Genomic DNA, 21945 nt, shown 5'->3' on the forward strand with positions numbered 1-21945 from the left:
TATCATGTATAGTAACGATATAGGAAAAATAAGTAGCCGCACTACCCGGAAAAAGTTGATCGAGATTAGCAGTACTCGGGGTGAGGCACTGGAAAAACGCATCAACGCGATCAATTTGCTAAGCGTAAAGAAGGAAGTGGATCCTGGTAGTTTCTTCGGAAAAGTACTTAGGGATAAAAAAGAGGATATCGTTGTAAAGAACAATCTGGTATTGAAACTGGGCCATCGGCTGAAATCTGTTCGAACACTTGAAAATTTTCTAGGAAAGGAATATGGAAAGATCGACCGAAGTATTTTACAGGTATTGGCATATAGGGGCGACGCCAAAAGTGCCGAAAAGATCACTGCCTACCTGAATGATAATAAAGGGAGTTCCCCCGAGATTCGGAAGGCTCAATTTGCCCGAATGCTCATCAGCTACAGGCTTAACGACAACAAAGCGACGCTCCCCAAGAGTAAACCCGGAGCGTTCGAAAACTTCCGTGGCATAGATTCCGAAGTAATAAAAAGACAAAAATTATCATCATCCAAAGCAACCGAAATCATCAACGAACTGGACGATGCATATAAGCTCGTACCGCTTGCCGTGGAGAAGGCACAAAAACTGGACTGCCAAGGGAAAACCCTAACCATACTTCTCAATAAGGCACTGGTTTCGAATACGTTCGATTTTAAAAAAAATGGCATCGTGGCATCAATAACGCAGGATGATTATTGCCCGGGAGGCCATTTTATTAAATACCACGTACTTATCAATAAAGCCGGAAGATCCGGTGACCATTGGGTACATATAATAAATCCAAATGGGCAGGTGCTTATGGAAGGACCAGCCATAAAGCGAAAGGATGATTTCTCATTTCAAGTGAAAGCGCTTAAAAGAGCGGGAAGCACACCTGTCCTCTTCGATGCTACTTTCGATCTCAATACCACCGAGATCAATGTAAAGGAAGCCAGATCGGGAATTGGGCTACGAAAATCATCCGTGATCCAACTTTCCTCCCGGTACAAGGATTAGCCTTTAACGTGATTGATCTTCTCCCAACCAAATTGACGTACATGAAAACCTGTGTATTTCATCGTCATATTAGTGCTTATTATCGTTAAAATTTAGAACTTTTTACCACGAGAGTTAAATATTTGTGAGCCAGTCGTTTATAAAGTATGTTTGTGTAGGAATTTTCGTGTTAATTATTAAATAATTGTACGATTTTCCACATATAAACAGCGTTTAACTAATAATAAGAAGTGATGAAGCCCCAAATTTCAAAACTTGCTATATTCTTAGCATTCAATTTTACAATTGTTTTCACAACCATCGCCCAGGTAGGGATTGGTAATTCAAGTCCGGACCGCTCGAGCCTACTGGAAATTGGTACCGGTGTCGACACCGGTGGAATTTTAATTCCAAGGGTTACCCTTGTGGCAGCGAATCTGTCAACACCTGTAAGTAATCCGGTTCATAGTTTACTTGTTTTTAATACTGCTACCAATCTAACCCCCGCAGGATACATAAATGATGTTCGTCCGGGATTCTACTCATGGGATGCAACCAAAAATAAGTGGGTAACGCAGACCAAGGAAACAAGGACTGCCAAATGGAAAAGCACAAACACTACAGAAGAACTCAACGACGATACCGTGAATGAAGTAAATCTATTCGGTAGTGAAATATATAATGATGACCCAGCGCTTTATGTTGCTGTACCATCAGATCTTACAGACGATCTACTTATCACCGAAAGCGGTCGCTATGAAATTAAAATGACCATAGGGATCGAGGTGATCGAAGATGATAAATACGAGGAGATCGTTATCAAGACAGATCTAAAACTATCAAGATTGGGAGTAGACACCTATCCCAGCGTAACGGTTTATGGATATATAAATGATGATAATGACATTTTACGCGGACACATACAGATCTTTGATGTTATTGAAATAGAAGAAGGTTCCGAACTCTCGGTGGAAGTGGTTCGTGAAACCGATTCGGGTGAAGTTTACATCGAAGATGTAGGAGCCGCTTTCTTCTCCATTCGAAAATTAGAATAGTGTTGTTTATGGTGTGACGTTTCGATACTACAAGTATAATCGAAACGATAAGAAGGTTTGGTAATGGCTGCTATCATTACCAAACCTTTTTTCGTACGCCCATGTCCATCCTGATATGGTAATCATACCCCTGTTATTGTGGAAAGATGTTATGTTCTTTTAAGGATATTAGAAATCTCGTTACACCTCCCGCCGTAACACCTCCAGCGGAGAACTTTTTAAAACACCACGGATATTGCTCAATCCTATTGCCATAACAATAAGAGTAACTCCGGGTAAGAACAGCACGAATGGCATGATAGACGGCCTAAAGGGTTCGTTAAAAACATAGAGCGCCAAACAAAGGCCGCTAAGTAAGGCCAGCAGGATCCCTACCAGACTTCCTAATAATCCTAAGAATAGATATTCCAGGGCCGCGATCCGTACTAATTGTCTATTCTTAGCGCCAAGGGTGCGTAGCAGTACACTTTCTTTTACACGTTGATATTTGCTGGTGCGAACCGAACCAATGAGAACGATCAACCCGGTGATAATACTAAAAAAGGCCATGAAATTGATCACCAGCGATACCTTCTCCAGAATATCCTCAATAATGGTAAAGACCTGCCGGAGGTCTAAAATTGATACATTAGGGAAGCCTGCCACTAGCTCTCGCTGTAGTCTGGCCGAGCTTTGCTCATTGGGAGCAGCAGTGGTGATCACATTAAACTGCGGGGCTTCCTCCAGTACTCCTTTGGGGAATACAATGGAAAAATTAAGTTGTAAGCGACCCCAGTCCACTTGCCGAATACTTCCTACTGTAGTTTCCATCAATACGCCTTGTACATTAAATACGATAGTGTCTCCTATTGTTACCCGGGCATCCTGAGCCAGGTTATCAGATATAGAGATCACCACAGGATCCTCAGTATTCAATTCGGGGGTCCACTCCCCTTCTATTAGTTCTTCCGAATCGATCAAACTATCTCTATAAGTGGTCCGGAATTCATGATGGAGGATCCACTCTCTTACCTGTCGGGTGCTGTCCTGTTGTAACTCATTTACCAGCTTTCCCTTTATGCTGTGCATCCGCATGGTTACCAGGGGGATATTATCCATCACAGGAAGATCGTTCTTCTCCAATTGCGCAACCACGGCATCACGTTGGGCAGCCTGCACGTCCAGGATGATGATGTTGGCGTTCTCGGGATTCTGACCTACTTCTGTTTTGGCCAGGAGTATGTCTTTTGTAAAATAAAGCGTACTTATTAAAAACGTTCCTAATCCTATTGCGAGCACCAGGACTACTGTCTGGTTATTGGGGCGGTAAAGATTTAGCAAGCCTTGTCTGGCCGTATAACCCCAATTTTTAGGAAAGAACCTTCGTACCAACTTCATCCCAAAGTTAGCCACCACAGCGAGCACCACAAAAGTTACCACAGATCCCGCCACAAAAGCCAGAGCATAGGAGGCATCCTTTAGCAGCCAATATGAAAACAAGAAGAGAAAAATTAATATAACGATAAAAACCAGGGTCCTTAAAATACGTGGATGCTGGGCTTCATCATCGATACGTAATACTTTCAAAGGGGACACGTACCAGGTGTACAGAAGTGGAAGGAGGGCAAATAGTACCGACATGTAAAATCCTAACAGTACACCAATAAGGATGGGTTGTGCCGAAATGGTGATCACCATTTCGAAGGGCAGAAAATCTTTGAGAATATATGGAAACAACTCCTGCAACCCAACCCCTATTGCAGATCCTATAAGTCCGCCAATTATTCCAATTCCCGAGATCTGTATAAGGAAGATCAAAAAACTCTGTTTCCTCGAAGCGCCGAGGCATTTTAAGATGGCGATAGCACTTAGTTTTTCTTTTATATAGATATGTACCGAACTGGCTATACCTATACACCCCAGTAAAAGGGCAATAAAAGCCGCCAGATTAAGAAACTTCCCAACATTCTCGTATCGTCTTCCTAGACGCCTGCTGGTACTTGTATGCGTATCCAGGTCGGCGTTTTCCATATCCAGTTGCGGATCTATTATGTCTTCAAAGGCCTGCAGGTTCAGCGTATCCGATGCCTTAAAAAAGAACTGATACTCTTTTCTACTTCCAAATTGTAAAAGTTCTGTGTCGTCTATAAAGCGATACGGGATGATCACCGGAGGTGCCACCGAGGTAGAAACCGCCGAACTCCCCGGAATTGCCTTTAAAGAAGCCGCAATTGGGAGTGTGATCTCCCCTACTTTGATAGAATCTCCCGGTTGGATGTTAAATTGTAACATCAGGGTTGCATCTACCAAGGCACCACCTACATCCTGATAGCTGGCCGCAGCGGTTGCCGGTTCGGTGGTAATGGTTCCATAAAAGGGAAAGGCGCCATCCAGACCACGTACTCGTACCAATTTAGTACCTCCGTTTTTCGGGAAGGCGATCATCGACACAAAATTTACCTCCCTGGCACCCGGTTGTAGCGAATCTATAATAGCCTGTGCGCGCTGGGTGGGTTCCTGCCGGGTATCGATAATATAATCGGCTCCCATCAGATTTTTCGATTGCAGCTTAATGGTGTCGGTAAGATTGGCACTAAACAGTTGTATGGCCACAACGGCCGAAATTCCCAGAATGATGGACGCCATGAATAGCAGTAGTCTCACTCTACTCGCCTTAGCGTCGCGCCATGCCATTTTAAATAACCAGGAGGATCTTGCCGTCATTGTTTATTGTTACTTAGCTTAAGCGATCAGCGTTGATTGATTACTATATATTTGTCCGCCTTTTAAACGCAATATTTGCTGGGTTCTATTTGCCAGGTCGAGATCGTGAGAAATGATCACCAGGGTGGTGCCGGCTTCTTTATTCAGGTTGAATAGCAAACGAATTACCTTCTCTCCTGTCTCTTCATCCAGGTTGCCCGTAGGTTCATCGGCAAAAAGTATAGACGGGCTGTTCGAAAATGCTCTTGCCAGTGCAACACGTTGCTGTTCCCCTCCGGACAACTGCGATGGGAAATGATGCACTCGATCTCCCAGGCCTACTTTTTCCAGTAGTTCCCTGCTTTTTTTCATGGCGTCTTTGGCCCCTTGCAACTCCAGGGGAACACTCACATTCTCCAGGGCGGTTAATGTTGGTAATAGTTGAAAATTCTGAAAAATAAACCCTACTTCTTTGTTTCGCAAAGCAGCTCTTTCGTCTTCATTGAGGGAATCGAGGTCGTAGCCACAAAGTTCCACCCGCCCGGCATCAGGCTGGTCAAGGCCGGCGCATAATCCCAGTAAGGTGGTCTTTCCACTACCTGAAGGGCCAACAATAGCAAAGGTTTGCCCCTTCTCTACTTCGAAGGAAATATCCTTTAATACTGTTAATTGTTTATCGCCGCTGGTATACTGCTTCTCCAGACCGGTTATCTTTAATATCTTTGACATATTCTGAAATTTCTTAAATCGCTTCGATCAATGCCTGAAAATAAACATTTGCATTTAAATTCTGTTGCTTCTCAAGCGCCTATTATCATAAAGTTTTGTTATTTCATTTTAGCTATACTGCTTATAGGGTGCGGCAATGAGAAAAATGCGGAAAAGGCCATGGAAGAAAATTCAGACACAGAGGAAACAACGGTAGTTTCGGAAAACAGCAAATCTAAAACCATTCTATGTTTTGGCGACAGTATTACAGCGGGCTACGGACTGGACGACAGCAATGAGGCATACCCTGCACTACTTCAGAAAAAAATAGACAGCCTAGAACTTAATTATACAGTGATCAATTCGGGCTTAAGTGGGGAAACCACGGCTGGAGGAAGAAGTAGGCTAAGCTGGGTGATGAAGCAGAAAGTGGATATTTTTCTGCTGGAATTAGGCGGCAACGATGGCCTTAGAGGGATTCCGCTTACAGAGACCAAAGCTAATCTAAAAGCGATCATAGAAACGATTCAAACCGAGAGCCCTAATACTCGTATCATCCTGGCAGGGATGGAATTACCTCCCAATATGGGGAAAGATTATACAACGGAGTTTCGCGAACTTTTTGCTGAAATAGCCTCTCAATACGATGTCGCTTTCATTCCCTTTATTCTGAAAGATGTGGGTGGTATAAAGGCCTTGAATCAAAATGACGGGATCCATCCTACAGCCGAAGGGCATAAGATCGTCGCCAATACAGTTTGGGAAGTTCTGCGGCCGATGGTCGCAAACTAAAAAACACATTTAGTTTTTAGTTCCAGGCTTTCTGCCTTATTCTTTCTTTAAATGCACATCCAGTTGCGGGAAGGCGATCACAATGTTGTTCTCGTTGAATTTTCTCACCAGTATCCTTCTAATATCACTCTTCACCGATCCTATGCGAAAGATATTCTTACTGAAGAACAGCAATTGAAAATCGAGAGAAGAACTGCCAAAACCCATTAATCTACCTTCTGTTAATTCGCGGTCGTACACATCGGGATGTTCGAAAGCACTTTCTTCCATGATCTGGATCACCTGGTCCACATCGCTACCGTAGGCCACCCCTACATCGATACGAAAACGGGTCTTGTCGTTCTGGTGGCTCCAGTTAATAACTTTATTGGTGGTGATCAGGGAATTTGGGATGATCACGGAGATATCGTCTGTATTCAATCCTAATGATGTTCGAACTCCTATTTTCTGAATTTTAATAACGTTGTCCTCAACCTCCAGTACATCTCCTACTTTTATGGTTCGCTCGGTAAGCAGGATAAATCCCGAAATGATATCGTTGAAGGTTTGCTGTAAACCAAGCCCTATCCCCACCAGAAGAGCGGCAGACCCTGCTAGTAGCAAGGTAACTTTTACTCCTAAAGATTCCAGGATCAGGGCAAAGGCAGCTATCCATATCACATATCTGATGATCTGGTATACAGCCTGTATGTTTCCTTTCTCATGTTCATCTACATTGGACCGCCTGAAAAGCATTTTCTTCACGATCCAGAGGATTATCCTCGTCATTAGCAGGATAAACAATAGCATCGCCACCATGTGAACCTTTAGCGACCAGGTGCCGATACTAAATAACACCTGATCTAATATCTCCTGAAATGACTCCATAACTTTAAAATATTAACCTCTTAAAGATAGTATTAAATACTATGTTTTTTTCTGAAATAAATTATCGGAAAAATCTTGTTTTATCTACAAGAACGGTCTCTGAACCCTCTTTACTATACCATCGACGACAGATCATCTTAAATCCGAAATCACCGTCAGGGCTTTGTCGATCTCTTCCTTCGAATTGTATATGTGCACAGAGTGGCGCAACAGCTCTGTTCCTACCGAACGGGGTTGCAGTCTTTCCCTCTCCCAAAGTGTTTTCTGAAGTTCGGGTCCCGTGAGTCCATTTACCGCATAGGTGGTGATTCCGGCAGCCATGTCTTCGTTAGTAGGAGATGAAATGGTAACATGCGGCATATCTTTCAGGCCGTCTCTCAGGTAGGCCCCTAATTCTTTTATCCTGCCCAGCCAGCGTTCCTTGCCAATACTATTGAAGAAATCGACAGCGGCATCGTAACCGGCGATCAATGCCGGGTTTCCAGTGCCGTTTTGCATAAGCCTGAAACCATGGTCCTCCTGGTTATCCCAATTATAGCTGGCAATGGTGGTCCAGATATCGCCTACCACCTCCTTGTTAATGTATAGAAGTCCGCTACCAGCTGGTGCCAACATCCACTTGTGTAAACTGCTGTAGTAAGCATCACAGCCTATTGATTTCACGTCCACATCCACATGACCCACACACTGGGCTCCGTCCAGGATGGTAAAAATACCACGTTCCCTGGCCTTTTCGCAGATGGCTTTTACGGGCATTACCACCCCGTAAACCGACACTATATGTGGAATGGCGATCACCCGCGTTCTAGGGGTAACTTCCTTGAAGATAGCATCCACTATTTGTTGAGGATCATTGGCCGGAACAGGCATTGTGGCTTGTTTGTATACGCAGCCCTTTCTTTTTGCCAGAGTTTGCCAGGCACCAAAACCACCACCGTGTTCCTGGTTGGTATTGAGTAATTCGTCCCCAGCCTTCAAGTCGAGGCCCATACCTACATAATTCATCCCGAAGGTCGCGTTCTGAGTGAGCGAGATCTCTTTGTGGTCGCAGTTAACTATCCTCGCGAGTTTTTCCCTCAATTCGAGATAAGGAAAATACCCGCTAAGCAGTTCCGGACCGGAGCCATCCTTATAATCGATCGTTGCTGCTTCTTTATTATAATGCAGCATATGATTGATCATGGTGTCCAATACATAACCTGGGGTTGGCCCCATAGTGCCGTTGTTAAAATAGGTTTGTCCTTCCTTAAGTGGAAATTGTTTTCGTACCATTCGCCAGTAGGCTTCCGGATCCTGGAAAGTATCAAGCAGGGGTTCGAGCGACCAGGTTTGTTTATTATCGAAAGAAAGGAATGGAACAGATACAGCTGCTAGAGCGGCCGATTTTAAAAAGGCGCGGCGTTGTGACATAACATTTAAGATTCCTTCAACGACTTCATATCGATTACAAAGCGATATTTAACATCGCTTTTAAGCATGCGCTCATAGGCATCGTTGATATTTTGCATATTTATCATTTCAATATCGGAAACAATATTGTGTTCCCCACAAAAATCCAGTAATTCCTGAGTTTCGGCAATTCCTCCAATGAGCGATCCGGCAACAGACTTCCTGCCCATGATCATAGGGACAGTAACTAACATAGGATCTAATGGCCCTAAATACCCAACTACAACGAGGGTTCCGTTAGTGGAAAGAGTTCCTACATAAGGGTTAAGATCGTGTTCATAAGGTACGGTATCTACAATAAGATCGAATCTGCCCGAGGCTGCTTCCATCTGGGATTCGTCTGTAGAAATGATCACCTCGTTAGCTCCTAGTTTTTTTGCGTCTTCAATTTTATTGGTAGAACGAGAAAACAGAGTTACATGAGCCCCAAGAGCGTGGGCAAGTTTTATCGCCATATGTCCCAAACCGCCAAGGCCAACAACAGCTACTTTACTGCCTTTGCCAACCTTCCAGTGTCGCAGAGGCGACCAGGTTGTGATCCCCGCACACAGCACCGGTGCCACACCTGCAGCATCGAGATTTTCGGGGACACTTAGAACAAATTCCTCATCCACTACTATAGTTTCCGAATATCCTCCGTGTGTTGGTGTCTGTAAATGCTTATCAAATCCTCCATAGGTTCCAACCCATTCAGGGCAATACTGCTCTAAATCGTTTTTACAGTTGTTACAGCTCCTGCAAGAATCTACCAAACAACCAACGGCCACCAAGTCTCCTGTTTTATACTTTGTAACGCCATCACCTACCCGAGTAACTCTTCCCACGATCTCGTGGCCGGGAACCACCGGATACTCCGTCATACCCCAGTCGTTACGCGCAAAATGTAAGTCGGAATGACAAACTCCACAGTACATTATATCGATTTCCACATCATTAGTTAGTGGAAGACGTCTTTTTATTTGTAATTGTTTAATATCGGCATCGGCAGCTTCTGTGCCATAGGCCTTTATGGATGTTGTTTGCATGGGTATGTTTTATAATTTGAATTAATTATTGGGCCATGTCGTCCTGACCGGCTAATAGAAAATGTTCACTATTCGATCCATTGGTTCGCATCTTTAAGAAAGGCGAATAAGCCGGATCATTCATAAAGGCTGTGGCTGCTTCTTTAGATGGCCATTCGATGATCACGCGTACAGCTGCGGGTGCATCTGCTCCTTCCAGCTGTTCATGAGTAACAGTTCTTGAAAGGTATTTTCCGCCGTGGGCAGCAACAAGTTTTGAGGCAGTTGGAATGTACTCCGGGATCCACTCTTCGGATGTAGGAGTAACATTTAAAACAGAATAATATGTCATAATTGAGAGGTTAGTTTGTATGGAACTAAATTTACGACTAATTATTTTCAATCGTCCTTTGGTTATTGTAAAATAATTAGTTATTCTAAGAAACTCCATTCTCTGTACTTATCATTACCTTTAGAAAGTATTACCTAAACATCACTTCGATGAAACTTTATTCAGTATATATAAGTGCTATTGTCCTTCTTAGCAGTTCTGCCCTCACTGCCCAACATAAGATCATTGGTACGGTCTCCAACAACAAGGATAAACCAATAGCCGGCGCACAGATCTTCCTGGATTCTATCAACTCGAACGTGAAGACCAATAAAAATGGCGAATACCAGGTTTTAACCATGGGAGATCTAAAAGCTCTACATGTGTATACTCCCAAATACGGACTCCTCTCCCACGACTATAACGGGGAGCAGAAAGTAGACTTTGTATATATAGACGGGCGGCTATCTTCCGGGGAAAGATTGAGTAATAAGGACAAGGTTTCCATTGGTTACGATGAGAAAGATGAAAAATATATAGCCGTGAAGATAGATGTGGTAGATGCCGATAAACGCATTGATGCTACTCGTTTCTTGAGTATTTACGACCTTATTCGAGACCAACTTCCGGGCGTTAGGGTTAGCAGTGATAATAAGATCACTATACGGGGAGTAAATTCACTTATTTCGGCCCAAGATCCTTTATTTGTGGTGGATGGGAATGTGGTTTCCTCTATTGATTATATACTTCCGGTGGATGTGGATAAAATAAGTGTTCTAAAAGGAAGTGAAACTTCCATTTATGGTTCCCGGGGAGCCAACGGGGTGATTCTTATAAGAACCAAAAAGTAACTTCAATAAAAATAAAAAGCAAAAACCCGGACCTCTCTTTCCGGGTTTTTGATGTTAGGCCTGTTATTAATCACTAATGTTTGAACCTAACATAATAGGGTGTAATCGAACCGTCGGTTTCGTATGTGAATCCCGCAGAGACCCATTCGTCTCCATTGGTGCCGGAACGACGTGTAGTGTGGTAATGACCATAATTGGTATAACTACGTGAACTAAGTCGTGGATAATAGATCACAAAATCTCCCCAAACTCCTACTCCACTACTGGCATTCCATGGTCCGCCACCAAAGGCTGTGATAATACCAATTTGTCCTTTTCTATTCGTCTCAAAATAAGGGTAAGCAAAGGCAAAATCGGGGTTCCAGATCTGCATCTGGTTCACCAGATTCCAGCTATTGGTATTTATTTCGGCGATTTGAACGTGGGTTTGCGGGAAATTACCATTATCGGAGGCATTCCAGGCAAAGATCACATTATTCTCCCGCACCGTCGCTGCCCTTACATAGGTTTTCCATGAAGCATCACTTAGCCAGTTATTACCATCGGCAGCGGTAGAGGACATGGTTCCATTAGGCCAGGAGTTGATATTAACTTCCCGCCAACTGTAGAAGTTCTCGTTATCCCGCATGCTGTATACCAGCATGGTACTGTTATTTTGATGGCCGGCCCAGTAAACAGCGTTGTTTCCATTTTGCGAAACATGCGACCAGAATGCCGTGGTAGCACCTGTAAATTGATAGTTCACTGTACCTTTTGCCGCCAGTTCCTGCAGAGGGATCCTGATCACGTAGCGGTTAGCACCACCTCCAATACTACTTGTCCAGTAAAGGAATTGATTTCCGAAACTCATGTCGTTATAATCCAATACGCCACCACTGGCCAGGGCATCATTGGTAAAATCCCAGTAGGTCCAGGACGTGCCATTACTGTCCCTAACCTGTTGTGTGTTCTGCACGGCTATTCGAATGGCATTTTGCCCCGAGCCATCCTGTACATACTGTAAAAGCCATACAAACAGATCGAACTCCGGTACATATTGCAACACCTGGTCGCAGCAAAATCCGCCGTAGTCGTTTGGAAATATCGTAGTAGGATTAACACTTGTAAATGACTGCCCTCCATCCAGGGAAAGCGACATCCACCAGTTGCCTGTGGTCATTACAGTTTGTCCATTTTCCGCCACACTAGGCTCGGGAAGTACGCTACTGGTATTTGGCGCGTCACCAATCTCATCGTATTCTTCGAAAGAAACTGCCTGACTCGCACCCGGATCGTGCTTATCTACCTTATACTCCGGATTGGCTGGTTTTAAATCACCCCTTATTGTTCCTACGGGTACATAGTAGGGCTTTTTTTCCTTGTTTAACGTGTCGCGGGTAGGATCTGCTGGTGGGTATTCGCCACCTTTGGCTATCCTCGCTTCTATAGTGCCTCGTTTTAGAGGCTCACTATACTCACAGGGATCGTTGCTTGGATCCACAGGATCGGTCTTTCCGGGATCGCAGCTAAAACATAATACAATTAGGACTAACAAGCCTAACAGGTATCTCATTAAATTTTTCATGTTGATTAGGTTAAGGGTTACTAAATTGGTTTGCGGAGAGCGTTGATGGAACTTTTTGCATAATACTTCAACACAAATTTAAAGACTTATTAATCAGTAGGTTGCACTAAAAACCCTGAAAATAAAGGGTAAAACAACTGGAATTTTTATAAGGGTTTTTCCTATTTCAGATGAAAATAGGATTGTGCACAGAAGAATCCTTAAGCGAAAAGCGAATAGAAAGAGATCGATCACTTCTACCGGTGATCATTATAAAATCCGGGCTTAATCGACGGTTCTCACTAACCTTTGGCTATAGGCGATTGATCGATCTCCACCTGCCCAGCTACCATAAGGACGGTAAGAGATTGGACTGTGAGGATTATAGTCGCTTACTTTCATGTCGTGATCGTAGTATCCGCCACCACGATAGCCGTAACCGCCTTCTTCCGAAATACCTTTAGGCCAATCGGGATTGGTGGCTGTACCCTGGCTGGATAAGATCCCGTCTCCATGAGTTCCCTTGTATGCTCTGCCTATATGATGTCCAATCGTGACACATTTTTCCCATAGGCTGCCGGCGAGGTCCATTACCCAATAGTAGGATGCACCAAAGGCCGGGCGTGTGGCATCTGCCAATTGTTTTTCAGATAATCCATTTAATAGAACCAGTTCATCATCGAGGGTGACCACCCGTTTTAATTTATCGGTAGAATCTGTTCCCCATGGAAATCCGTGCGCAATAGGCAGTTCGGGACCGCGAGCTGCTTTGGTGAACTCAAATTCGGTCATAGGCCGCAAACCAGCCCAATCGGCAAATGCCATACCGTCATCCCAGGTAATAAAATTAGCCGGCCGGTCGTAGGTATCGGCACGATAGGTGCCATTCTCAAAGCGGATACAGCCTTTTTTATCGTAATAACCCTCAATGGTATGCGGACTTAAGGCCGCGGCCAGTTCAGGATGAATCGCATTCAGGAAATCTGCATACAATCCCTGGGTGGTTTCATATTTCATAATATAAAAAGCCTGATGGCCCTTCGGAAATTCGGCTGGAATAACACCTGATTGATCTCCCCTGTAAGGAGAATCACCTGTCTTGTAGTAAAGATCCCCGGTTTTTTTGCCCACCTTAATCGTTTGGTCCTCTGAAGCGATCCTATAAGGTCCGGCCGGTTCCCCAGAAGCATCCGATTGGTAAAAAGAGGCATAATCAATAGCTTCCTGTTCTGTGGAGCCAACATAAAATGCGCCTTCAGGGATATAAACCATTTCGATGGCGTAGACACGAACTTCGTGCTCATCACCTATTCTTTTAAGTAGTTCAGTGTCGATCTTCAGTTTAAAATTTGCAATGACCGCACCCCGGTGATATTCAAGAGGAACTATAAAAGCCCCTATTCGATCTTTACTTACTTGTACCTCCATCGTAGGCCCGAAATTATTACTAGCCTCATGAGGGGAGGCGGCTAGATTACCGTGTATATAACTCCCGTCTTTATCTATAAATTTCACAAAAACCCAGGCAGCATCGTGGTTCTTTTTGTTCATCCAGGCATTTTCCCAAGTGAGATCAAATTGAACAATGCCCGATTCTTTAGAAAATGATACGATGGTTAATTGAATGTTATTGGAAAAGCAAAATGCCGGAAAGACAAGTGCAGCAAGCAAGAGCCTGTAAAAGAATTTCATCGGTACTAAATTTTGATTGATGCAGAAAGTTAAGCAAAAATCACCATACTTTTAAAAGGCAAAATCGAGAAAATTTAAAGAGTTCAATCGCAATTAAAAAGAAGCCTTTTTATGTCACTTCCAGCTTATAACCCACTCCGTGTACGTTTACAATACGGATGCGATCGTCCTCCTGTAGTTTTTTGCGCAGTTTAGAAATATAGGTGTCGAGACTACGACCCACTATTACCCCGTTGTCTTCCCATACCTTCTTGGTTAACTCGTCTCTTTTTACCACCTTGTTGGCGTGCCCAACTAAAATTGCTAATAACTCACCTTCTTTTTTCGACAAGCTTATTTCGGTGGCCTGTTTTACCAGTTTGTTTTGGTCGGGATAAAATCTGAAACTACCTAAGGTGGTATAATGGTCAATTCCTTCGGCTTTTTGTGAACCTCCTTTATTTCGGTAAAAATAAAATTCTAGCAACCCTATTATTCCGAAGAAAAAAAGCAGGTAGATCCAAGCGTTTGAAGCAGTTTTCGTTACTACCCTATCTGCAAAGCGAACTGTAATGGTATAGCAGGCCGAGGGTAATTTTCGTTCTGCACAAGCAATAACCGTACGTTCTACCCCGGTATCCACTTCAAAACTATAAGCCACCTCCTTATCGCCACACTGGATCACTTCCACAAGGTAATTCTCACTTAATTGTCGAGATCGAAAGCTGCTATCGATTGCTGCAACGAGGCTTTCAGGGTAAAACCCAAGGTCGTTCTCAAAGGAAAGATTGAAAAAAGAAGGATCTTCTTCAATAACGGGAAGCACCCTGGAGGTAGAATCCTGGTACTCACGCAACAATTGATCACCTACCTCTCGCAGTGAGATCTTTACTTTTTCAGAAAAAATATCGGTTGTGTTTCTATTTATTGATAGAAACCATATCAATATGAGAATTATGAGTGAAATGATGTAGAAAAAGATCCTTCTTTTCATAGAGCCTTAAATAACATATAATTTTCCAACTTTTTGCAATGCTTGACACTTCTTTTACACTCTTTTGACATTTTTAAGGTCCCAAACACCTAGTTTTACTACATCATTAATCAAAATTCGGGAGTTATTCTATTACACTCATTCCGTAAGCGAAACAAGCTTCAGAATCTTAAATCATAAATCGATATGAAATTTTTTATTACAATTTTCGCAACTCTCCTACTATTTAACTGTAATCAGCCTATTTCAGACACAAATAATGAAATGGCACTTCTCTCTAATGATGAGATGATAGATGTTAATAAGCCGGATTACACCTATTACTACGAAACGATTACCCACGACAACTATGAGATAAAGTTGGGCGTACTCGATCTTGGAGATGATGAATTCGAACTCGTTATCAATATGAAATTAAACAACGATTCCTTTTTTGTTTCTCCAAATGAAAAGCGAGACTTTAAGGGTAAATTATCGGTAACTTACGATGATACAAATCATCTCACCTTTATGGAAGAAATGGTTGAAATCCCGAATGCCGTTGAAGAAATGGACCCGCACGTCTTTATGGATGGTGATGTGAAGGTGGTTAGAAAGCAAACTCGGTATGTTCAGAAGGTAAAAAGAAACACCACAGAAGATTTCAACACCAGCGCAAACCTACAGTTTGTTATCGAACCCAGTTGCACCTTGGAAAAGATACCCTTAATCATTGTAAATCAAGGTGGATATCTTAAATATCGCTTAAGGGGTTGTTAGTTCCAGTTTTGTGATCCCTTCGCTTATTATTACGATTAGCCAGTTAAATTAAAAGGATCAAGAAGCGCACAGCATACTCTCCCTTTATTGAGGTTAGCTGGACGCTTCTTGCTTTACAGCCTTGAAATCATTTGTAAGTTTTTGTAATCTAACCCTGGCATCTTTACCGGGCAACTGGTCTGCTCCACTTACCATATTGAGTAAATAAGAAATCTGTGAAACCAGCATCTGCTGGGGATAAGCACCTTCGTCGTTCTTAAGTTTTCTTAATACTGAATTTACCTTTTCCAGACGTTCTTGCTTAGCCTTTGCCTTTTTCCCACTCAATTCCTCGGCTTCTTCCTCCAGTTGAGCCTGCAATTTTCGGGCTTCGGAAAGCAGATCTATTACCTGATTCTGAAAGGCTAATTGATCCTCGATATTTGCCTTTGTAATTCCAGATTCGGCTATGCGCGGGTCTATAAGGAGTTCGAAATTTTGTTCCGTTGTTACCCCACCTGCCCGAAGTATAACCTTATAAACCCCTGGAGCCACTAGCGGGCCACCCCTGTATCGCCTGTCTTCATCTTTTCTCCATGCTCCTTTTTGGCGAAGATTCCAGCTAAAACGATGCAGGCCTGGCTTGGGATCCAGTTTTTTGTCTACATAGCGGAAGGTCTCGCTTAAATTCATATCCTCCACAACAACTTCTTTACTTTGCAGTTCCGTACTATCGCTAAAGATCGTTGCCACCTGCCGATTATGTTCATCTAAGATCTCTATTTGTACACCTCCCTCATGTCCTTCGGGAATATAATAATCGATAATTGCGCTCGCCCCAGGATATTCGGGGAAATCTGTGTAGGTGGATTTCGGATTTCGATATCGGATCGTATTATCCGGCTTGAACAATACAGCAGAATTTCCAAGATTGTTCACTTGCTGCTGCCGTAGCGTAGTAATATTATCTAGGATCCAGAAACCTCTTCCCATGGTACTTAGAATAAGATCTCCCCTAAATATTTTAATATCTGTGATAGGCGTTACAGGTAAATTTTGCTGAAATTCCTTCCAGGACTGTCCATCGTTAAAAGATACAAACACACCGTACTCTGTCCCGGCGAATAAAAGGCCCGGCCGAACAGGATCCTCACGAAGCACTCTCGCGTTGAAATCGTCGGGTATTCCATTGGTTATTTTCTCCCAACTCGCACCATAATTGGTTGTTTTATAGAAATACGGTTTTTCATCTCCCAGTAAATGCCTGTCTACGGCAATGTAGGCCCTGGCCGGATCGAAATGAGAAGGAGCAACAGATTCTACCCGCCCTCCTTTAGGCAGGTTCTTAGGAGTAATATTGCTCCAGCTGGCTCCTCCATCTCTTGTTACAGAAACAACTCCGTCGTTGGACCCCACCCATATAAGGCCTTTCACTAAGGGAGATTCCCTGATGGAATAAAGGGTGCTATAGTATTCTTCGCCTGTGATATCGCGGGTTATAGGACTTCCTGAAATAACCTGTTTATCCGGTTCGAAAGCAGTAAGATCCGGCGATATCGTTTCCCAGGCTTCGCCACCATTTGTTGTTTTATGAAGATATTGAGAGCCGTGATAGACAACATTTGGATCGTGGGGTGAAACATGAACAGGCGCTACCCGCTGAAACCGGTACTCCAGATCCTTAGGATTATGCCCGTAAATATTAGATGCACCTACATAATATCCTTTCTCTGTTCCTGTGCGCTTGTCGAATACACTAAAGCGCCCTTTACAATTAGCGTAGACTATATTGTGGTCGCCGGGTTTAGGTACACCCGGGCCGGTTTCACAACCACCGGTATTTATAATCCATCCCCTTCCCGGATACTGAATAGAAGATGGAGGGTTGCTGGGAACTGCAATGGTAGACGAATTATCCTGCATCCCTGCATAGAGCCAATAGGGATATTGATCGTCCACTTCCACCTGATATAGTTCGGCAGTTGGCTGGTTAAATTGTGTCGACCATGTTTCACCTCCATTGTGAGACACGTTCGCACCTCCATCGTTGCATTGAATAAGAAGATCGGGGTTATTGGGATTAATCCAGATATCGTGATTGTCGCCATGAGGTACGCTCATCCTCTTCCAGGTTTTCCCTCCGTCAACAGACTTTATTAATGGGTTCGCATTGGAATAAACAATATCAGGATTGGTAGGATCTAATTCTATATTGGTGTAATAAAAAGGCCGGTTTACAAGACGCTCATCGCTGGAAACCTGTTTGAAGGATTTCCCCTGGTTCACAGATTTGTAAAGGCCTCTTTCCTCCCCCGGGGCTTCGATCACAGCGTATAAGACGCTGGAATCCACAGCAGATACTGCCAGGTCTATCTTTCCAATGAGGCCCTGTGGCAGACCCTCCTTGAGTTTTACCCAGTCTTTTCCTCCGTTGATGGATTTATAAATACCTCCTTCTTCATTAGTTCCTCCGGAGATGATGGTCCATGGCTTCCGCTCTGCTTTCCAAGCTGCAGCATATACGATATTAGGATTTCCGGGCAATAATTCCAGATCGGCAAAACCGGTCTTGTCTGAAACAAATAAGACCTTATTCCAGGTCTTGCCACCATCGATAGTTTTGTACACACCTCTCTCGGGGTTTGCTATGAAGGCATTACCTATAGCCGCAACCCAAACAATATTATGATTGGTAGGATCGATCTCTACCGCCCCTATCTGGCCTACATTCGATAAACCAATATGCTCCCACGTCTTACCTCCATCGATGGATTTATACATTCCCTTCCCACTTATCACATTGCTTCGCAATCCATCCGAACCTGTCCCAACGTAGACAATATTCGGATCGTTAGCTGCAATTTCTATGGCTCCTATGGAAGGGGTTTTAAAAAACCCGTCCGATACGTTTTTCCAGCTAGTCCCATAGTCTTCCGATTTCCAAACACCGCCTCCGGTAGCACCCAGATAAAAGGTGCCGGGCTCCATAGGAGTACCGGTTACAGAGGTAACACGTCCACCGCGTTCGGGGCCAACGGTTCGATATTTTAAAGCTGAAAAGTCTTGTGCAAGTTGTACGCCGGTAAAGAAAAACGATAGCGCAAAGAGAAATTTATAATTGGATAGTTTCATAGAATATAACTGGAATTGATAAAGCTTTAAAGGTAATTAAAAATGAAATTATTTTCATCCAAGCATTCATTTTCTAAATACCTGATTTTCGGTCTAAAACACATTAAACAGATCGGCAAGGTCTTAGTTATCGGGAAAATCACTGATGTAATCTAAGACTAAAATAAATTCCAATTATATCGAAGCACATGGCTAACTTCTACATTCAACCCGAATCTAGTGGTTTAATATATCTGTAATTTTAACGTGTTATTTTCTGAAGCGTATATGATAAAGTGAAAAGCATTCGCGAATGACTTACACCTTAATTTGCTTCTTATACTCTTCCACCATAAATAAGGGATCCTTGTTGAATTCCTTCCAGTGCTCAGATAATTGTTTATACAAGGCATCGAAGGAACTCCAATCGAATTTGGGATCTTTTATCTCTTTTTTCAACCTTAGGATATAATCCATTAGTTGATAACAACTTGTAAACTGCCCGCAGGCAATTAGCGTATCCATGCGGTTCTTAGCAATATCTGTTTTATCCCACCAGAGCGTTGTGGGAGTTTCGGAAGCCGTGAGACATACGCTTTTTAATAGTTTGGAAGGCGTCGGTTTTATGTCTTTATTGTAGTTCAGGTTATTCGAATAAGGTGTTTTCTTACCGTTCAATGCATAGACCGTAGAGGTAATAAGCTTATTTTTCAAGCTTTCTTTGGTGTATAGTAGCTTGTAGTTAAGACGGCGTATTTGTTTTAGGAAGATATCATTGATCATTTTTTCTCCCGATGTTAGTCTGTCTGTGAGCATTCGCTTTAGCAGGTCGATCCCCAGTTTCTCAAAACTCATTACATCGTCCAGCAGCGGCTCCGGGATATTATCCTTCAGAAATCTTTTCAAACCGCTTAACCCAAAAACCTTTGTTATACCTAAAACGATCCCTACCACGGTAAGGGTTATACCCACACCCGCAATTACACTTCCAACTATGTATAAGGAGGTCCAGGCCTGGCCTTTAAATACTTCAAGTGAGTTTAAGACAATGATAAGTAATCCCAGGACAAGAATGATCCAGTAAAGCGGTTTCAAGCCGAAATATCCAAGTAGCTTCGCAATACTGCTTTTTAGTGAATTGCTCTTCACCACAGGGGTTGTATCCTGTTGCCAGGGAATCATTTTATAACTTCCCACATCATTTACTATGATTAGATCCAGCTCTCTGTCCCTACTTTTCTGTTCACTGATATTGATCATACTTCCTATCCCTTGGTTGTCGGCTATACCCCCATCCATGATCCCTACTCCATCGATAAATCGGTCCAGGCCCTTTACAGCTTTATACTTTGCATTGTTATGGTCATTGAAGTAATCGTCCGGGAACACCAAAGGTTCGAAGCCAATTGGAAAGCAGGACGAGGAGGCCACTATATCCCCTAATTGCACTTTATATTTTATGGCATCTACCTCCCTGTTGTTTAAGGGTTTATTCCCAAAAAGTCCTGTATTCTGAAATCTAAATGCGAGTCCGAAAGAAAAATCGGTAGCATTAAAACAAAGGTGCTGTACATGTTCCGAAGGGCTGGTCTCGAACATCTTGAAAGAACCGCTAAACAGATCCATTTCGGCATAAGTAAGTGCAAAGGCATTGATCAACGAACGCTTTTTATACGAATGTTCTTCCCATACCTTGTCGTCTTCAAGTTTTTTTACTGCGGTCTCCAAAAGGACGTCATTGGCCGGCTCGAAGGTAGAATAGAATTCAGAAAAAAACGACTGGAAACTCTTTGAAGGGTCCTGTGCTGCTTTGGCGTAGGCAACACCTAATAGGGTACCGCCACTTACTGTGCTCAAGGCTTCCACATTCTGCAGTAAGCTTTTGTTTTTAAATGTTACCTTATTGAGATACGAAACTACACCGAGGGCAAAAAAAGTGGCTCTGTAGCCCCCGCCACTAAAACAAAGGCCAATACTTTCGAAAGGTTTAAAATCTTGAGAATCCATGCTGTAAGAATTTATGCCAACTGCGATTGATTATGAAGTTGAACAAAGGTGGTTTCTTCAAAGTTAAGGTTAATTACCGGAGATGTGGATACGTATTTTTACCTAAAAACTTAGCCAAGATAGATTTACAATATTACATTCAGCTGTATTAGTACCGTCATTGGCATATTGCCAGGCCTTGCTTTACAATTGTAATTCCTTCTTGCAGAAACATATCGCCATTAGGCAATTTATACAAAGGGTAGAATTGCTGGGCTCCGGTTGTGGCTACGTATTCGATCCCATTTAGATCGTCGCGGCTTGTAATTTTCCAGGTGCCATATTCCTGCCAGTTGGACCGTTGTTCGTTGTCCAGCACCGTTCTCTTCACGGTTCGGCCGTAAAGGCCATAATAGCCATTAGGACAATAATGTACCTCCAGAAAATAATAGGTACCATATAGTACTTCCCCATCGCGATAGGTAATGAGTAATTGCTGACCATTGAAGAAGTTCTGCAACTCCTCTACTGTAGGATTTGTTTGTGCTCTCAAAGGTTCAGAATTAAAAAAGCAGATAAAACATAAAAGGGCCGGAATGATAATAGATTTCATATGTCATGTATTAACAACTGGTAGGAGTTAGCAGATTTTCAGGACAGGAGGCATTTATAGCTTTATAAAGTCCTAAGTTACTAATAATTAGTTATATAGATTTAGTGTATTTTAATTTTTCAAGTCAAAATATGAAGGATGCAAAATTATGATGCCGGGTATTACCAATACATTTCACCAAGTAAAATAGAGAATCTGAAGATGTAACATATTATCGGAATTTGTACTAATAAGTTAGTTCCCGGGAAAAGGGATCTAGTTTAAAATAAAATTTAAAGACCATGACAAAAGGAGGATTATTAGCCCTATTGGGTTTGGCGGGCGGAGCATTTGCCTACTGGAAATACAAGAATCTCAGCCTTGAAGAGAAAGAAGAATTGAAACGTAAAGCCAAAAAAATTGGTAACGATGTAAAAGAAGCTGCAGTGGATGTAGAGAAGACGCTGAGCGAGGAATTCAATAAGATTTCCGGAAAGGCTTCAGAATTCTATAAGAAAGCCACCGAATAATCGTATTTCGGCTTAAAATTGAGATCCTGCTTTATACAGGATCTTTT

Annotated in this window: 18 protein-coding genes; 6 read left to right on the top strand and 12 right to left on the bottom strand. The window is 42.8% G+C overall.

Annotated features, from left to right (window positions below):
- The first annotated feature begins 4 nt into the window (after positions 1-4).
- Both C5O00_RS12695 and C5O00_RS12700 read left to right on the top strand, forming a co-directional pair.
- Entirely contained in the window at positions 5-1015 is a 1011-nt protein-coding gene (locus tag C5O00_RS12695) for a hypothetical protein (protein WP_105217204.1), read from the top strand.
- A gap of 233 nt (positions 1016-1248) precedes the next feature.
- A complete protein-coding gene (locus C5O00_RS12700; protein WP_105217205.1) occupies positions 1249-2049 on the top strand; it encodes a phage tail-like protein in 801 nt (266 codons plus the stop codon).
- Positions 2050-2229: 180 nt separating this feature from the next.
- Here the strand turns inward: C5O00_RS12700 and C5O00_RS12705 are convergent, their stop codons facing one another.
- Both C5O00_RS12705 and C5O00_RS12710 read right to left on the bottom strand, forming a co-directional pair.
- The gene (locus C5O00_RS12705; RefSeq protein WP_105217206.1) at positions 2230-4722 is read right to left on the bottom strand and encodes an ABC transporter permease; all 2493 of its coding nucleotides are present in this window, start codon (positions 4720-4722) and stop codon (positions 2230-2232) included.
- A 48-nt stretch (positions 4723-4770) separates the two neighbouring features.
- Positions 4771-5460 carry an ABC transporter ATP-binding protein gene (locus tag C5O00_RS12710; protein WP_105217207.1) on the bottom strand — a complete coding sequence of 230 codons (690 nt, stop codon included), beginning with the start codon at positions 5458-5460 and terminating at the stop codon, positions 4771-4773.
- 30 nt (positions 5461-5490) lie between these two features.
- Here C5O00_RS12710 and C5O00_RS12715 point away from each other — a divergent pair, with 30 nt between their 5' ends.
- Positions 5491-6231: an arylesterase gene (locus C5O00_RS12715; protein WP_105217208.1), complete on the top strand. Its 741-nt coding sequence runs from the start codon at positions 5491-5493 to the stop codon at positions 6229-6231.
- A 36-nt stretch (positions 6232-6267) separates the two neighbouring features.
- Here C5O00_RS12715 and C5O00_RS12720 read toward each other — a convergent pair whose 3' ends face one another.
- The 4 genes from C5O00_RS12720 to C5O00_RS12735 all read right to left on the bottom strand — a co-directional run bounded on the left by C5O00_RS12720 (position 6268) and on the right by C5O00_RS12735 (position 9903).
- Positions 6268-7098: a mechanosensitive ion channel family protein gene (locus C5O00_RS12720; protein ID WP_105217209.1), complete on the bottom strand. Its 831-nt coding sequence runs from the start codon at positions 7096-7098 to the stop codon at positions 6268-6270.
- A 132-nt stretch (positions 7099-7230) separates the two neighbouring features.
- A complete protein-coding gene (locus C5O00_RS12725; protein WP_105217210.1) occupies positions 7231-8508 on the bottom strand; it encodes an aminotransferase class V-fold PLP-dependent enzyme in 1278 nt (425 codons plus the stop codon).
- A gap of 5 nt (positions 8509-8513) precedes the next feature.
- Entirely contained in the window at positions 8514-9572 is a 1059-nt protein-coding gene (locus tag C5O00_RS12730) for an NAD(P)-dependent alcohol dehydrogenase (RefSeq protein WP_105217211.1), read from the bottom strand.
- Positions 9573-9597: 25 nt separating this feature from the next.
- A complete protein-coding gene (locus C5O00_RS12735) occupies positions 9598-9903 on the bottom strand; it encodes a DUF1330 domain-containing protein (protein WP_174688602.1) in 306 nt (101 codons plus the stop codon).
- A 149-nt stretch (positions 9904-10052) separates the two neighbouring features.
- On the opposite strand from C5O00_RS12735, the gene C5O00_RS12740 reads away from it, so the two are divergent.
- The gene (locus C5O00_RS12740) at positions 10053-10733 is read left to right on the top strand and encodes a TonB-dependent receptor plug domain-containing protein (protein ID WP_105217212.1); all 681 of its coding nucleotides are present in this window, start codon (positions 10053-10055) and stop codon (positions 10731-10733) included.
- A gap of 73 nt (positions 10734-10806) precedes the next feature.
- Here C5O00_RS12740 and C5O00_RS12745 read toward each other — a convergent pair whose 3' ends face one another.
- From C5O00_RS12745 to C5O00_RS12755, 3 genes are all read right to left on the bottom strand, one after another.
- A complete protein-coding gene (locus C5O00_RS12745) occupies positions 10807-12297 on the bottom strand; it encodes a hypothetical protein (protein ID WP_105217213.1) in 1491 nt (496 codons plus the stop codon).
- Positions 12298-12561: 264 nt separating this feature from the next.
- Entirely contained in the window at positions 12562-13968 is a 1407-nt protein-coding gene (locus tag C5O00_RS12750; protein WP_105217214.1) for a formylglycine-generating enzyme family protein, read from the bottom strand.
- A 109-nt stretch (positions 13969-14077) separates the two neighbouring features.
- The gene (locus C5O00_RS12755) at positions 14078-14941 is read right to left on the bottom strand and encodes a winged helix-turn-helix domain-containing protein (protein WP_105217215.1); all 864 of its coding nucleotides are present in this window, start codon (positions 14939-14941) and stop codon (positions 14078-14080) included.
- Between the two features lie 186 nt (positions 14942-15127).
- On the opposite strand from C5O00_RS12755, the gene C5O00_RS12760 reads away from it, so the two are divergent.
- Positions 15128-15700, top strand: a complete 573-nt coding sequence (locus C5O00_RS12760; protein WP_158676858.1) for a hypothetical protein — start codon at positions 15128-15130, stop codon at positions 15698-15700.
- A 93-nt stretch (positions 15701-15793) separates the two neighbouring features.
- On the opposite strand, the gene C5O00_RS12765 is transcribed toward C5O00_RS12760, so the two are convergent.
- The 3 genes from C5O00_RS12765 to C5O00_RS12775 all read right to left on the bottom strand — a co-directional run bounded on the left by C5O00_RS12765 (position 15794) and on the right by C5O00_RS12775 (position 21329).
- Positions 15794-18811, bottom strand: coding sequence for a hypothetical protein (locus C5O00_RS12765; RefSeq protein WP_105217217.1), 3018 nt, complete (start codon positions 18809-18811; stop codon positions 15794-15796).
- Between the two features lie 297 nt (positions 18812-19108).
- Positions 19109-20797, bottom strand: a complete 1689-nt coding sequence (locus C5O00_RS12770) for a patatin-like phospholipase family protein (RefSeq protein WP_105217218.1) — start codon at positions 20795-20797, stop codon at positions 19109-19111.
- Positions 20798-20954: 157 nt separating this feature from the next.
- Positions 20955-21329 (bottom strand): hypothetical protein, encoded by a 375-nt coding sequence (locus C5O00_RS12775; protein ID WP_158676859.1) that lies wholly within the window; start codon positions 21327-21329, stop codon positions 20955-20957.
- Positions 21330-21670: 341 nt separating this feature from the next.
- Between C5O00_RS12775 and C5O00_RS12780 the strand changes: the two genes are divergently transcribed.
- Positions 21671-21898, top strand: coding sequence for a hypothetical protein (locus C5O00_RS12780; RefSeq protein WP_105217220.1), 228 nt, complete (start codon positions 21671-21673; stop codon positions 21896-21898).
- The last annotated feature ends 47 nt before the right edge of the window (positions 21899-21945 follow it).

Source organism: Pukyongia salina, assembly GCF_002966125.1.
GTDB lineage: Bacteria > Bacteroidota > Bacteroidia > Flavobacteriales > Flavobacteriaceae > Pukyongia > Pukyongia salina.

Excerpts from the sequence above, each read along its gene's own strand:
- C5O00_RS12695 (WP_105217204.1), top strand. The coding sequence starts at position 5 with ATGTATAGTAACGATATAGGAAAAATAAGTAGCCGCACTACCCGGAAA.
- C5O00_RS12700 (WP_105217205.1), top strand. The coding sequence starts at position 1,249 with ATGAAGCCCCAAATTTCAAAACTTGCTATATTCTTAGCATTCAATTTT.
- C5O00_RS12705 (WP_105217206.1), bottom strand. The coding sequence starts at position 4,722 with ATGGCATGGCGCGACGCTAAGGCGAGTAGAGTGAGACTACTGCTATTC.
- C5O00_RS12710 (WP_105217207.1), bottom strand. The coding sequence starts at position 5,460 with ATGTCAAAGATATTAAAGATAACCGGTCTGGAGAAGCAGTATACCAGC.
- C5O00_RS12715 (WP_105217208.1), top strand. The coding sequence starts at position 5,491 with ATGCCTGAAAATAAACATTTGCATTTAAATTCTGTTGCTTCTCAAGCG.
- C5O00_RS12720 (WP_105217209.1), bottom strand. The coding sequence starts at position 7,098 with ATGGAGTCATTTCAGGAGATATTAGATCAGGTGTTATTTAGTATCGGC.
- C5O00_RS12725 (WP_105217210.1), bottom strand. The coding sequence starts at position 8,508 with ATGTCACAACGCCGCGCCTTTTTAAAATCGGCCGCTCTAGCAGCTGTA.
- C5O00_RS12730 (WP_105217211.1), bottom strand. The coding sequence starts at position 9,572 with ATGCAAACAACATCCATAAAGGCCTATGGCACAGAAGCTGCCGATGCC.
- C5O00_RS12735 (WP_174688602.1), bottom strand. The coding sequence starts at position 9,903 with ATGACATATTATTCTGTTTTAAATGTTACTCCTACATCCGAAGAGTGG.
- C5O00_RS12740 (WP_105217212.1), top strand. The coding sequence starts at position 10,053 with ATGAAACTTTATTCAGTATATATAAGTGCTATTGTCCTTCTTAGCAGT.
- C5O00_RS12745 (WP_105217213.1), bottom strand. The coding sequence starts at position 12,297 with ATGAAAAATTTAATGAGATACCTGTTAGGCTTGTTAGTCCTAATTGTA.
- C5O00_RS12750 (WP_105217214.1), bottom strand. The coding sequence starts at position 13,968 with ATGAAATTCTTTTACAGGCTCTTGCTTGCTGCACTTGTCTTTCCGGCA.
- C5O00_RS12755 (WP_105217215.1), bottom strand. The coding sequence starts at position 14,941 with ATGAAAAGAAGGATCTTTTTCTACATCATTTCACTCATAATTCTCATA.
- C5O00_RS12760 (WP_158676858.1), top strand. The coding sequence starts at position 15,128 with ATGAAATTTTTTATTACAATTTTCGCAACTCTCCTACTATTTAACTGT.
- C5O00_RS12765 (WP_105217217.1), bottom strand. The coding sequence starts at position 18,811 with ATGAAACTATCCAATTATAAATTTCTCTTTGCGCTATCGTTTTTCTTT.
- C5O00_RS12770 (WP_105217218.1), bottom strand. The coding sequence starts at position 20,797 with ATGGATTCTCAAGATTTTAAACCTTTCGAAAGTATTGGCCTTTGTTTT.
- C5O00_RS12780 (WP_105217220.1), top strand. The coding sequence starts at position 21,671 with ATGACAAAAGGAGGATTATTAGCCCTATTGGGTTTGGCGGGCGGAGCA.